The following is a 13220-nucleotide window of genomic DNA, read 5'->3' as shown; positions in this document are numbered from 1 at the left end:
TGACGGGGGGTCGGAATCGGGCAGCGGAGCGGGGGCGGTGACCGGTGCCGGAGCGGTGGCAGGGCCGGGTGAGGCTGGCGCGTCGTTTCCAGAGGCCCCCCCCAGCAACGGCGTGCCGGCCTCATGGCTCGGACCGCCCCCGCATCCAGGCAGCAGTGGCAGCACCGGGAACAGGCTCACCCCCAATGCCAGTCTGCGTCGTTGGGAATCGGGCACCTCGTTGAGATCAGCGCGGTCCGCCCATGGCTTCGACATCTTCTCTTCCTTGAACATCCGTTGAGTTGGCGCAACCTAGAGGCCAACTACAGCGCTGTCATGACCAATTTCTGGCTTTGCGACACAAGCGTGCTGGATTCCCGCGCTTCAACAAACCGTTACTCGCAGCCCCGGGGTCGGCAGTCCGTCGGGACGCCGAGCGAGCCTGGCCTCTGGGTCCCCTGCGTCAGCGCACCGGTGTGATGCGCACCATGATCACGCCGTGAGGCGCAACCTTGCCGGCGTAGCTGCCGCTGACGCCCTTGGTGACCTTCTTGCTCCACAGGTCCTTGACGTCGACCTTGCAGTCGGCGGGCAGGCCCAGGTGGCCCCAGGTCAGCTTCATGTCGGTCGGCGCCTTGCCGCGGTTGAACAGCACGGCGGCGAACTCGCCACCCTGCAGCGGACGCACCCAGACTTCGAGGTCGCCTTCCTTCACCGTGCGGCGGCCTGGCTTGCCCAGCGGGTCCTGGTCGACGGCGATGACGTCCTTGTTGGTCAGGATGCGCGCCGTGTCGGCGTCCATCCTGGACATGTCGTTGCCGGCGATCAGCGGCGCGGCCATCATGGCCCACAGCGAGAAGTGGCTCTCGTACTCAGTCGTCGTCATGCCGCCGTTGCCCACCTCCAGCATGTCCGGATCGTTCCAGGCGTTCGGTGACGCGTAGGGCCACAGCTCGGCCTGCCGGTCGAGGATGTTCACCACGCCGAGAGGCCATGGCTCCTTGTTGTCCCAGAGATCGCCGATGTCGGGGGTCGTGCGCCAGAGGTGGCCCACCGGTGGGGCCCAGCGCACGGGCTGGTGGTCGCCCCATTCGCAGATCGACAGCACGATGTCGCGGCCCGACTCGCGCAGGGCCTTGGCCATGATGGTGTAGGCGGCCTCGGGGTTGCGGGGACCGGTGTGGCACCAGTCGTACTTCAGATAGTCCACGCCCCACTTGGCGTACTGCCGCGCGTCCTGGAACTCATGGCCGGCACTGCCGGGACGGCCCGCGCAGGTCAGCGCGCCGGCGTCGGAGTAGAGACCGAACTTCAGGCCCTTGCTGTGCACGTAGTCGGCCAGCGCCTTGATGCCGCTGGGGAAGCGCTCGGGGTCGGCCTGGATGTTGCCGTCGGCGTCGCGGCTCTTCTGCCAGCAGTCGTCGATGACGATGTACTGGTAGCCGGCGTCCTTCATGCCGGAGGCGGCCATGGCGTCGGCCTGCTGGCGGAGCAGTTGCTCGCTGACGTTGCAGGCGAACTTGTTCCAGGAATTCCAGCCCATGGGCGGCGTGGGCGCGATATTGGGCTTGGGCGCGTCCAGTTTGAGCGTCTCGTGGGCGTGGGCGGCGCCAGCTGCAACACAGCCGAACAGCGCGACGAGACGGAAGAGCTTGTTCATGTCGACGTTCTTTGCCTGGCCTTGTCATCACCGTTGCGGGGTGACGCGCACCATGATCACGCCGTGAGACGCGACCTTGCCGGTGTAGCTGCCGCTGACGTCCTTGGTGACCTTCTTGCTCCACAGGTCCTTCACGTCGGCCTTGCGGTCGGCGGGCAGGCCCAGGCGGTCCCAGGTCAGCTTCATGTCGGCCGGCGCCTTGCTGCGGTTGAACAGCACGGCCGCGAACTCGCCGCCCTGCAGCGGACGCACCCAGACTTCGAGCTCGCCCTGGCGCAGCACGCGGCGGCCCTGCTTGCCCAGCGGGTCCTGGTCGACGGCGATGACGTCCTTGTTGGTCAGGATGCGCACGGTGTCGGCATCCATCTTGGACAGGTCGTTGCCGGCGACCAGCGGCGCGGCCAGCATGGCCCACAGCGAGAAGTGCGACTCGTACTCGGTGGTGGTCATGCCGCCGTTGCCGACTTCCAGCATGTCGGGGTCGTTCCAGGCGTTGGGGCTGGCGGCATCGGCGCGCTCGACCTGCAGGTCCAGGATGTTGGTCATGCCCAGCGACCAGTCCTTCTGGCCTTCCCAGGCGTCGAAGATGTCGCCGGTGGTGCGCCACAGATGGCCCACCTTCGGGCCCCAGCGCTCGGGATGGTCGGTGCCCCATTCGCAGATCGACAGCACGATGTCGCGGCCCGACTCGCGCAGGGCCTTGGCCATGATGGTGTAGGCGGCCTCGGCGTTGCGGGTGCCGGTGTTGCACCAGTCGTACTTCAGGTAGTCCACGCCCCACTTGGCGTACTGGCGTGCGTCCTGGAACTCGTGGCCGGCGCTGCCCGGGCGGCCGCCGCAGGTCAGCGATCCGGCGTCGGAATAGAGGCCGAACTTCAGGCCCTTGCTGTGCACGTAGTCGGCCAGCGCCTTGATGCCGCTGGGGAAGCGCTCGGGGTCGGCCTGGATGTTGCCGTCGGCGTCGCGGCTCTTCTGCCAGCAGTCGTCGATGACGATGTACTGGTAGCCGGCGTCCTTCATGCCGGAGGCGGCCATGGCGTCGGCCTGCTGGCGGAGCAGTTGCTCGCTGACGTTGCAGGCGAACTTGTTCCAGGAGTTCCAGCCCATGGGCGGCGTGGGCGCGATATTGGGCTTGGGCGCGTCGAGCTTGAGGGTCTCGTGGGCGTGCACGGGCAAGGCGGCCAGCGCGCCGAGCAGGGCCAGCGTGTGGGCGATGCGTTGGATCAGGGGATGCATGGAGATCTCTGCAATGTGGGATGAAATGAGGGTTCAGCGGCCGTAGCGGCGGCCGGCGGATTCGAGAGGCCAGTCATCGGTGCGCAGCGGCGGCAGGGGCAGGCCGTCGCCGCCGACGACATTGGCTTCGCTGGCGTTGTTGACCCAGGCGTAGCGCGCCGCCACTGGCGCGGCCACGGCGGTGCTGCTCAGCAGGATGCGGTCGCCGTCGAGGCGGGCCTCGGCCGGCACCCAGCGGCGGTCGGCACCGGCCAGGTAGAAGCCGCGCACGGCCTCTCCGCTGCGTGCGGTGCGCAGGCCGCCCACGGTGGTGTCGAAGCGCAGTTCGAACTCGCCGCCCTTGGCCGCATGGCCGCTCAGGCGCGGGCCGGTGGCCGGCGCGGCGCGCAGGCCCAGCTCATGCATGGCCAGCCCCGCCAGGCGCTGACCGACCGTGCGCTTATTGCGCGGGTGGATGTCGACCGCATCGCCCACGTCGATGGCCGTGGCCATGCCGGTGTGGGGCAGGGCCAGGGCAGCGGCCTGGCTGGCGCGCAGCTCGGCCCAGCCATTGCCGTCGGGGCGGTTGTCCGCCATCGGCAACCAGGAGGCCAACTGCACGAAGAAGAAGGGCAGCTTGGGGTCGTCGAACTGGCCGCGCCAGTCCTGGATCAGGCGCTTGAAGCCCTCGGCATAGGCGGCCGCGCGCCCCGAGTTTTCCTCGCCTTGGTACCAGAGCACACCGCGCACCGACAGCCCTTGCAGCGGCGCGACGAGGCCGTTGTGGCCCAGGGCCGGGGCGTTGTTGGCAACGGGGCCGCTGCTCATCTGCAGCTTCTCGACGCGGGCCTTCCAGGGGCCGACCAGCGACACGGAGCCGGCCGCCGTGTCCAGGCGCAGGTCGGCGGCCTCGCCGTAGATGCCGCCGCCACCGCCGTTGTCCGTCACGCGCACGGCGATCCAGTTGCTGCCGGCGCGCAGCGAGCCGGCGGGCAGGCTGTAGTGGCGCGCCTGCTCCCAGCCGCACTGGCCGCCGACCTTCTGGCCGTTGACCCAGACCTCGTCGCAGTCGTCCACCTTGGCCAGGTGCAGCTCCGCGGCGCCGGCCGCCTGGGCGGGCTTCAGGTCGACGCGCTTGCGCATCCAGACCACGCCGTCGACGTCGGGGAGGCCCTGGCCTTCCCAGTTGCCCGGGGCATTCAGCGTCGGCCAGTCGACGTCGATGTCGGCGGCGGCCGACCAGCCCGAGGCGTTCACGTTCTCCAGCGGCAGGCCTTTCTGCCAGGCGACGATGCGCGGCAGCAGGCGCTGCGCCAGGGCGGCGCCGAAGGCCCCGTTGTCAGCCGGCAGGGCGCGCACCGCGGGGGCGAGGTCGGGGTCGCGCAGGGCGGCCTCGCGGCTCATCCAGGTCTCCAGCATGGAGCCGCCCCAGGCGGTGTTAATGAGGCCGATGGGCACGCCCTGCACGGCCTGCACCTGCTTGGCAAAGTGGTAGCCGACGGCGCTGAACTCGGCCACCTTGCCGGGCTCGGCAACGACCCAGGCTGCGGGAGCGATCTCGGCCTCGGGCTTCACGCTAGCGCGCAGCGGCACCCGCAGATGGCGCAATTGGGCGTTCTGCGGCGAGGCCACTTCCTGCGGGCCGGTGTCGGTCTGCGCCAGCGGCCATTCCATATTGGACTGGCCGCCGAGCAGCCAGACGTCGCCAATCAGCACGTCGTTCAGCGCCGCGATGCCGTCGCCCTTGACGAACAGGCGGTGCGGGCCACCCGCGGGCAGGGGCGCCATCTGCACGCGCCAGCGGCCATCCGCGCCGACGCGGGTGGTGGCCTGGCGGCCGGCGAACTCGACGGTCAGTGTCTTGCCGGGCGTGGCCTGGCCCCACACGCGCAGGGGCCGGTCGCGCTGCAGCACCATGTGGTCGCCGAACACTTCGGACAGGCGCACTTCGGCTTGCGCCGTGGCGCCCAGCAGGGCCAGCACCAGGGGGAGGAAGGTCTTCTTCATCGGGATCGGTCTCGTCTCTCTTGGCTTCATCTTCAGTTCTAGGGTTTCAAGCATTCACGTCGGGTATCAGGCAAGCCGGACCTCGGTCATGCGGCCGGTGTAGACCAGCTCCTGCAGCGGCGCGGATTGCAGCGGCGGCTGGCCGGGGCCGACGCGGTGCAGCCTGAAGCGGCGCGTCTTCAACATGCCGTCGAAGCGTCCACGGCGCGCTGCCAGGCGCAGCACGCCGCGCTTGTCGTCCCAGCTCAGGCGGATCACGCTGAACCCGCCCTTCTCGTAGGCGTAGTCCAGGCCATCGTCCTCGTAGAGGTCGAAGGCGCCGTCGCGGCCCGGCACCACGTACAGGTCGATGACCTCACCGGTGGCATCGGTGGTGGACTGCAGCACCGGCCCGAGCGGCAGGATGCTGCCGGCGCGCAGGTGCAGCGGGATGCGCTCCAGCGGCGAAGGCACGTCGTGCGTGCGGCCGCCGGCGCGCCGCTCGCCGGTCCAGAAATCGACCCAGCCGCCGGCCGACTGCGGCAGGTAGACCGGCCAGCTCGACACGTCGGGCGCCAGGACCGGCGCCACGTGCAGCGCGCGGCCGAACAGGTAGCTGTGCGCCTGGTCCAGCGCCTGGGGGTCGTCGGGGAAGTCGAACACCAGCGGGCGCATGATGGGCGCGCCCTTGGCATGCACCTCGTGGGCGACGCTGTAGAGGTAGGGCAGCAGCCGGTAGCGCAGCTCCAGGTACTGGCGCGACACGGCCTCCACCTTGTCGCCGTAGCGCCAGAACTCGGTGTCGGTCATGTAGCCGTGCACGCGCTGCAGCGGCAGGAAGGTCGCGTACTGGAACCAGCGCAGGAAGCGCTCGTGGTAGGCCTTGTCGGTGTACTGGCCATCGCCCGGGCGGAAGAAGCCGCCGGCGTCGACCGTCCAGTAGGCATAGCCGGCGGCGGCCATGTTCAGGCCTGCGGGGATCTGGCGCTTGAGCGTGTCCCAGTCGTTGCCGATGTCGCCCGACCAGGTGGCCGCGGCATGGCGCTGCTGCCCGGGGAAGGCCGAGCGCGTGAGGATCATCACCCGCTGGTCGGGCAGGGCCTGGCGCTGGCCTTCGTAGACGGTGCGGGTGACGTGGAAGGGGTAGGCCAGCCGCACGCGCTCGCCCCGGCCAGCGGCCGTGCGACGGCCCACGAGGTCGTCGTTCTCGGGCTCGGTCGCGTCCTGCCACCAAGCGTCGATGCCGAGCTTGAGCAGGCGCTCGCGCTGGTTCTCCCAGTAGAAGGCGGCGGACTTGGGGTCGAAGAAGTCGATCCAGTCGGTTTTTCCGATGTAGTGGCGCGCAGCTGCGGCGGCGCGGCCTAGCTCGGACTTGCGGTCCACCTTGGCCCACACCGACAACATCAGCCGCGCGTTCAAGCTGTGCACGTCGCGAACCAGCGAGGCCGGGTCAGGGTAGTGGGCCTCGTCGAAGCGCATCGCGTTCCAGCCGTGATGACCCCAGTACTGCCAGTCCTGCACCATCACGTCGACCGGCAGCTTGCGGCGGCGGAACTCGCGCAGCGTGTCGACGATCTCCTCGGACGAATGGAAGCGCTCGCGGCAGTGGATATAGCCATAGGCCCAGCGCGGCATCATCGGCGTGGCGCCGGTGACCTCGCGGTAGCCCTCGAGCACCTCGTCGGCGCTCGGCCCGGCGATGACGACGTAGTCGATGGCCTCGGCGACCGGCGAACGCCAAGTCGTGCGGGCCAGCGCGGGGCCAAAGTGCAGCGACGGCGCGTCCTTCTCGTCGGCCTCGATGACGACGTGGTGCTCCCCAGCGGGCAGCTCGACGACGAAGCCGCTCGTCGGCGGCAGCCACAGGTTGGTCATCTCGACACAGGGCTTGCCGTCGATGGTCACCGAATGCCGCGATGCCATCGAGCGGCCCACGTCCAGCAGGAAGGCATGGCGGCCGGACATCTCGGTGTGGAAGCGGCCCTCGAAGCGCACGCCCTTGCGCTCGACCCGGGCGTTGCCAGTCGTCGTCGTCACGTCCACGTACTCGACTTTGCCGTCAGTGCCCATGCGGTCCAGCACCACGCGCTCCTCCGGCGGGTTCAGCTCCGCCATGCCGTTGTTGTGCCAGAGCAGGCCATAGCCGCGGCTGGACAGCATGAAGGGCAGGCTGATCTGCGTGTTCACCTGCGTGAGGCGCCGTGGCAGGCCGCGCAGGTCCATGGCGCCGTCCTGGAAGCAGCCGGTGCCGTAGAGCCGCTCGCCAGCGGGCGACTTGAAGGCCTGCTCGGCGATGAAGACCGGTTCGTCGTCGAGTCTCGACGGCGTCAGGCGCCGGCTGCCCGGCGCCTCGCTGAGCAGCAGGGTGCCGTTGCGGTCGAAGAACTTCAGCGTTCCGGTCTCGCGATGGAACACGCAGCGGATGTCGGCCAGCTCGAATTCGCCCGTGTCCTCACCAAACCTTATCTTCATCAGCGGCTGGTCGAGGCCGGGCAGCAGCATCAGGCTGGCCGGCGACGGCTGCGTCGCGCCCCGCGGCGGCAGGAAGCGGATGCGCAGGGCACGGTGGCTGAGGGCGCCGATCTCCACATCGCCTTGCGGCAAGGTCAGCACCCATCGCGCCGCGTCCGCTGGGATGAATCCGGAGGCGCTGGCGTCGGTGGCCGTCGCGGCGAGCAGCGGCGTGGCGACGCCGGCCAGGGCGGCCTGCAGCGTCTGGCGTCGGGAGAACGAGGTGTCGTTCATGAAGGCGATGCCGGGAAGCGGACTTCGGCAGCCTGGCCCTGGTAGTCCACGCTGCGGGCCTGCTCGGCCTGACCGGGTGCGGCCATCAGCCGCACATTGAGCCTGCGACGCGCCACCAGGCCGGGGTAGCGGCCCTGGCGGGCGTCGACATGCAGCGTGCGGTGCGCGTCGTCCCAGCGCAGCGTCGTCGTGGCGCGTTCGCCGCGTTCATAACGGTAAGTCTCACCGTCATCCTCGTAGAGCGTGAAGCGGGCATCGGCGCCGGGATAGATGCGGATCTCCCAAGGTGCGTCCGGGCTCTGGCCGGTGCGTTCCACCACGGGGCCGAGCGGCAGGATCGAGCCGGCGCGCACGAACAGCGGGAACTGCTCCAGCGCGTAGTCGCGCACGGCGCTGCCGCCGCCGGCGTGGCGCTGGCCGGTCCAGAAGTCGAACCAGTCGCTGCCCGCGGGCAGCAGGGTGGCCTGGCGTTGGTCGAGCTTGGGCTGCGCTTCGGCCAGCTCGCGGCGCTGGTGGGGCGTGCGCCAGGCCAGGCGCAGCACGCGCCCGCCACCGTCCTGGAAGAAGTCAATGCGCAGCTTCAGCACCTGGCCTTCGCGCAGCGTCAGGCGGTGGCCGTTGAAGCGCGCGCCGCCGACGTTCCAGTCGTCCACGCCGAGCTGGTCGTCCAGCCAGACGCGGAAACCGTCGTCGCCCTCGGCGCCGATCTCGTATTCGCCGCCTTCCAGGGCGGTGAGCGTGCCGGTCCAGCGCGCCGAGAACTTGTTCAGGCGGCTCAGCCCCGGCGGGATGCTGCCCAGCGGCGGATCGGGCCAGCGGTGGTCGATCACCGTGTCGACGGTGCGGCTGGCCGGCTTCTCGAAGTTCATTCCGTCGAAGTACTCGAGCAGCAGGCCGGGTTGGCCGTCCGGCGTGCGCAACTGCGTCGGCGGCACGGTAGCAGGCGGCGGCAGCTCCGGGTGGAACATCGCCCGCGTGATCGGCTGCACCAGGAAGGCAGGGCCGAACATATAGGTGTCGTCCACCTTGCGCAGGGCCGCCTGGTCGGGGAAGTCCATCGCCAGGCCGCGCATCATGATGTAGCCCTGCTGCGTGCTGCGCCAGGCGAGGCTGTAGACATAGGGCAGCAGCCGGTAGCGCAGCTGGGTGGCGCTCAGCAGCGATTGATAGACCTCGGGGTCCAGCGTCTTGAACAGATAGGGCTCGCGTTCGACGTTGGTGCCGTGGATGCGGTAGACCGGGTTGAAGATGCCGAACTGGTTCCAGCGCGCATAGAGCTCGCGCCAGGCCGGGTTGCGCTCGCCACCCGCGAAGTTGACGAAGAAGCCGCCCGTGTCCTGCGACCAGTAGGGCAGGCCGGCCATGCCGACGTTCAGGCCACCGGCGATCTGCTGGCGCAGCGCGGCCCAGGACGCTGTCGTGTCGCCGGACCAGGGCAGGGCGGCGTAGCGCTGCTGTCCGGCCCAGGCCGAGCGTGTCAACGTCAGAGCGCGCTTGCCACTGGGGCCGGCGGCGCGCTGGCCCTCGTAGACGCCGCGGGTGGTCACCAGGCTGTAGACATTGAGATAGCGCGTGAAGTCGCCCATGGCGTTGCGGCCCAGGCCCTTGATGTCGGCCTCGACCTCGCGCGGGTCGTGCGCGGCGCCGCCCACCTCGACTTCGGTGCCGTCCATCCACAAGGCATCGACGCCAACGTCCAGCAGGCCCTTCTTGGTGTGCTTGAAGTAGATGCGGCGGCCTTCGGGGCTGAAGGCGTCGTAGATGCGGGCCTTCTTGGAGATCCAGTGCAGGGGCTCGAAGCGCAGCTTCTGGGCATCCAGCTCGCGGGCCAGCGCCGTGTCGTTGCCGACGCCGGGCCAGATGGAGGCCATCAGCTTGACGTGCAGCTCGCCGTGCAGCTCGCGCGTCATCGCGGCCGGGTCGGGGAAGCGCTCGGCGTCCCAGACCATGCCGCTCCATCGGCCGTCCCAGGTACCGTTCTTCTCGCCGCCCCAGTACTGCCAGTCCTGCACGATGTAGTCGAGCGGGTAGTGATCGGCGCGGAAGCGCCGCACGACGTCCAGCAGCTGCTGCTGCGTCTGGTAGCGCTCCTTGCTCATGAACAGGCCGAAGGCGGCCTTGGGGAACATCGGCGCCGCGCCGGTGAGCTGGCGGTAGCCGGCCATCACGGCGTCCATGTCGGCGCCGGCCACCAGGTAGTAGTCGGCCCCCGCCGGTGCGCTTTCGGCGCGGAAGCTGCTGCCATCCGGCCCGTCGCTGAAGACCATCTTGGAGTAGACGTCCCACAGCAGGCCCCAGCGGCGCGTGGAGATCATGAAGGGCACCACGGTGCCGATGTTGGTCTGCACCATCAGGACTTCGCGGCCGCGATAGTCCATATAGGGCTCGTTGTACTGGCCCAGGCCGTACAGCGATTCGTCGGGCGTCAGCGTGAAGGTCTGCGTGAGCTGATAGGTCGGGCCGCCGCTGATGTCGACGCGCTTCAGTTCGGTCGGTGCCTGGGCACGCTCGCGCGTCAGCAGGCGGCCGTCGGCGGCAAAGAAGGCGAGGGCGCCGCTGCGCTTGTCCACCGTGATGCGCAGGCCGGGGCCGGTGACGGTGAGCGCATCGGCGTCGTCGCGCGCGTCGATGGCGACCGGCTTGGGCCGGGCCACCACCGCCAGGCTGGGCTGGGTGGTGTAGACCTCGCCCAGGTGGGCCGTCACGCGCACCAGGCCCGGGCCGTAGAAGAGCAGGCTCTTGGTCAGCCCGCCGATGCGGAACTGCAGGCCTTCGGCCGTGCGCTGCCAGGCGAAGCCGTCGGCCCCGGCGGTCATGGGCAGGGCCTGCATCTGGCCGGCCGCATCCAGGGCTGTGGGCGGCCCGGAGGCTGCTCCGGCCGGCGCAGGGAAGATGCCCGCGGCCGGGGTGCAGGCCATCAGGCCGAAAAGGTCACGGCGTTTCATTCACGAGTCTCCAGATTCATCACGGTCGGTCCAAACGCCGGCAGCTCCTTGCGGCCGGTCACCTGCAGCTTCAGCATCTGCCCCGGGGCGCGCACGCTCGTGGCCGCAGCCACCGGTTGGCCGCCACCGATCCACAACACCACCGGCCCGGCATCCACCACACGTCGGCCGTCGGCCTGGACGGTGCTGAGCGCCTGGGCGTCCAGCTCGAAGTTGAGCCGGCGCGATTCCCCCGCGCGCAGCACCACGCGGCGGAAGGCCACCAGCGTGCGCTCGGGCGCCAGGGCGCCGGAGGGGTGGGCATAGACCTGCACGACCTCGGCCGCCTCACGCGAACCCTCGTTCTTCAACAGCACCGACAAGCGCGTCCCCTGGCCGGCGCGCACCTGGCTGCGGGCCAGCCTGGGCTGGGTATAGGCGAAGCGCGCATAGCTCAGGCCATGGCCGAACGGGAATTCCGCCTCGCCCTTGAACCAGCGGTAAGTGCGCCCCTGCATGCCGTAGTCCTTGAACGGCGGCAACTGGTCCACCGAACGGTAGAAGGTCAGCGGCAGCCGGCCCGAAGGGCTGAAGTCGCCGGCCAGCAGCTCGGCCACGGCCTGGCCGCCTTCGCCGCCGGGGTACCAGGCCTGCACGATGGCCGCCACCTTCTGCGTGACCGCGCCAAAGGCCATCGGGCTGCCGCTGAAGTTCACCAGCACCAAGGGGCGGCCGAGAGCCGCCAGGCGCTCCAGCAGCCGCAGCTGCGGCGCCGGCAGGTCGATGCGCGCGCGGTCGCCGCCGGCAAAGCCCGGGGCCAGCACCGTCATCTCCTCGCCTTCGAGCTCCCAGGTCAGGCCGCTGGCGAACACCACCAGGTCGGCCTCGCGCGCGGCCGCCAGGGCGGCCTCGTCGCTGGCGCCGGGGCGGCTCCACTGCAGCCGCTGCTCACCGTCCCAGCCGGTCTGCAGCGCCTCTACGCGCAGTGCATAGGTCTGGCCGGCCTTCAGCGTCACGCCGCGGGTGCTGGTGGGCCAGGCGATGTCCCACAGGTCCACCACCAGTTCACCATCGATCCAGATGCGGTAGCCGCGGTTGCCCTTCAGCCGCAACAGGTGCTCGCCGCTCTCGCTGGCGCGCAGGAAACCGGTCCAGCGCGCCGACTCCTGGCGGTCATGGGCATCCGGCCAGCCCCACTTGAACACGGCCTGCGGCGCAACGGCTGCCGCACTGGGCGCGCCTTCCAGCTTGAGGTTGGCATAGCGCTCGAAGTTCAGGCCGGCGTGGCTGCAGGCGGCATCGGCGCAAAGACTGGACGCCGGCACGTCGTCCAGCGGCGGCGCCACCCAGCCCGTGCCCTCGATGAAATCGACGCGCGCGTCGGGATAGCGCGCCTTCAGGCCCGCCAGCAGCGTGATGGGCTTGGACGGCGTGCCGTTGTAGTTGCCCACCAGCGCATCCACGCTGTCGGCATTGGGGCCGATGACGGCGATGCGCCGCGGCGTGCTCTTCAACGGCAACAGGCCGTCGTTCTTCAGCAGCACCAGCGAGCGGCGGGCGGTTTCCAGATTGAGGGCGCGGTGCGCCGGGGTGTCGAAGTCACGCGCCGTGATCTCCGGGAAAGGCCGCTGGCCGGCCGGCGCGAGCAGGCCCAGGCGCAGGCGCACGTCGAACAGCCGCTGCAGCGCGCGGTCGAGCTCGGCCTCGCTCAGCAGGCCCTGCTGCACGGCGGCCACGGTGGTGGCGGGCTGGGCGGTCTTGTTGCTGCCGAAGTCGCAGATGACGTCGGTGCCGGCGCGGACGGCCGCGGCCACGGCCTCCTCGGGCGTCTTCACGTAGTGGTGGGCGCCGTCCCCATGGATGTCGGCCACGGCGCCGCAGTCGGACACCACATGGCCCTGGAACTTCCACTCGTCGCGCAGATAGTGCTGCAGCAAGGGTTGGTTGGCACAGGCGGGCACGCCGTCCACCGCGTTGTAGGCGCACATGACCGATTCGGCCCGGCCTGCCGTGACGGCCGCGTGGAAGGCCGGCAGATAGGTGTCTACCAGGTCGCGAGGCGCGACCTTCACGTCCTCCTTGTGGCGGTCGGCCTCGGGGCCGCTGTGCACGGCCAGGTGCTTCACTGCCGCCGACACGCGGGGTTGGTTGGGATCCGGCCCCTGCAGGCCGCGGATGAAGGCCACACCCATGTGCGAGGTCAGGAAGGGGTCTTCGCCATAGGTTTCCTGGCCCCGGCCCCAGCGCGGGTCGCGGAAGATGTTGACGTTGGGCGACCACACCGTCAGCCCGCGGTACAGCCCGGACGAGCCGTCAGGGCCGACCGTGTTCAGGAACTTGGCGCGGAACTCGGTGCCGATGACGTCGCCCGCGCGCTGCACCAGCGGTGTGTCCCAGGTCGCCGCCAGGGCGATGGCCTGCGGGAAGACGGTGGCCACGTCGGCGCGGGCCACGCCGTGCAGACCTTCGCTCCACCAGTTGTAGGCCGGGATACCCAGGCGCGGGATGGCCGGGGAGTCGTGCTGCAGCTGGCTGGCCTTCTCGGCCAGCGTCATCTGCGCCACCAGGGCCCGGGCCTGTTGCATCGAGGAGCTCAGGGGCGGGCTGGAGCCGGCCTGCTGGGCCACGGCGCTGAGGCCGAGGGCAAGCAGGGCCGCCGTGAGGGGACGGAAGCGGGTCATCAGGCTTTCATTGGCGAAAACGGACATGGC

6 protein-coding genes are annotated in these 13220 nt (G+C 70.0%); all 6 read right to left on the bottom strand.

Annotated elements, in window-relative coordinates:
- Positions 1–442: 442 nt before the first annotated feature.
- The 6 genes from J2X20_RS00250 to J2X20_RS00225 all read right to left on the bottom strand — a co-directional run bounded on the left by J2X20_RS00250 (position 443) and on the right by J2X20_RS00225 (position 13217).
- Positions 443–1639 (bottom strand): glycoside hydrolase family 27 protein, encoded by a 1197-nt coding sequence (locus J2X20_RS00250; protein WP_310259145.1) that lies wholly within the window; start codon positions 1637–1639, stop codon positions 443–445.
- A gap of 27 nt (positions 1640–1666) precedes the next feature.
- A complete protein-coding gene (locus J2X20_RS00245) occupies positions 1667–2875 on the bottom strand; it encodes a glycoside hydrolase family 27 protein (RefSeq protein WP_310259143.1) in 1209 nt (402 codons plus the stop codon).
- Positions 2876–2908: 33 nt separating this feature from the next.
- Positions 2909–4861, bottom strand: a complete 1953-nt coding sequence (locus tag J2X20_RS00240) for a sialate O-acetylesterase (protein WP_310259141.1) — start codon at positions 4859–4861, stop codon at positions 2909–2911.
- 66 nt (positions 4862–4927) lie between these two features.
- Complete coding sequence (locus J2X20_RS00235; protein WP_310259139.1) at positions 4928–7585, bottom strand: glycoside hydrolase family 31 protein; 2658 nt, start codon at positions 7583–7585, stop codon at positions 4928–4930.
- A complete protein-coding gene (locus tag J2X20_RS00230) occupies positions 7582–10530 on the bottom strand; it encodes a glycoside hydrolase family 31 protein (RefSeq protein WP_310259137.1) in 2949 nt (982 codons plus the stop codon). Before J2X20_RS00230 ends, J2X20_RS00235 begins: the two co-directional genes overlap by 4 nt.
- The gene (locus J2X20_RS00225) at positions 10527–13217 is read right to left on the bottom strand and encodes a glycoside hydrolase family 3 C-terminal domain-containing protein (RefSeq protein WP_310259135.1); all 2691 of its coding nucleotides are present in this window, start codon (positions 13215–13217) and stop codon (positions 10527–10529) included. Before J2X20_RS00225 ends, J2X20_RS00230 begins: the two co-directional genes overlap by 4 nt.
- Positions 13218–13220: the final 3 nt, after the last annotated feature.

Source organism: Roseateles saccharophilus (assembly GCF_031458095.1).
GTDB lineage: Bacteria > Pseudomonadota > Gammaproteobacteria > Burkholderiales > Burkholderiaceae_C > Pelomonas > Pelomonas saccharophila_A.
This window is presented reverse-complemented; position numbering and strand designations above follow the sequence as displayed.

Coding starts and splice junctions, on each gene's coding strand:
- J2X20_RS00250 (WP_310259145.1), bottom strand. CDS start 1,639: ATGAACAAGCTCTTCCGTCTCGTCGCGCTGTTCGGCTGTGTTGCAGCT.
- J2X20_RS00245 (WP_310259143.1), bottom strand. CDS start 2,875: ATGCATCCCCTGATCCAACGCATCGCCCACACGCTGGCCCTGCTCGGC.
- J2X20_RS00240 (WP_310259141.1), bottom strand. CDS start 4,861: ATGAAGAAGACCTTCCTCCCCCTGGTGCTGGCCCTGCTGGGCGCCACG.
- J2X20_RS00235 (WP_310259139.1), bottom strand. CDS start 7,585: ATGAACGACACCTCGTTCTCCCGACGCCAGACGCTGCAGGCCGCCCTG.
- J2X20_RS00230 (WP_310259137.1), bottom strand. CDS start 10,530: ATGAAACGCCGTGACCTTTTCGGCCTGATGGCCTGCACCCCGGCCGCG.
- J2X20_RS00225 (WP_310259135.1), bottom strand. CDS start 13,217: ATGTCCGTTTTCGCCAATGAAAGCCTGATGACCCGCTTCCGTCCCCTC.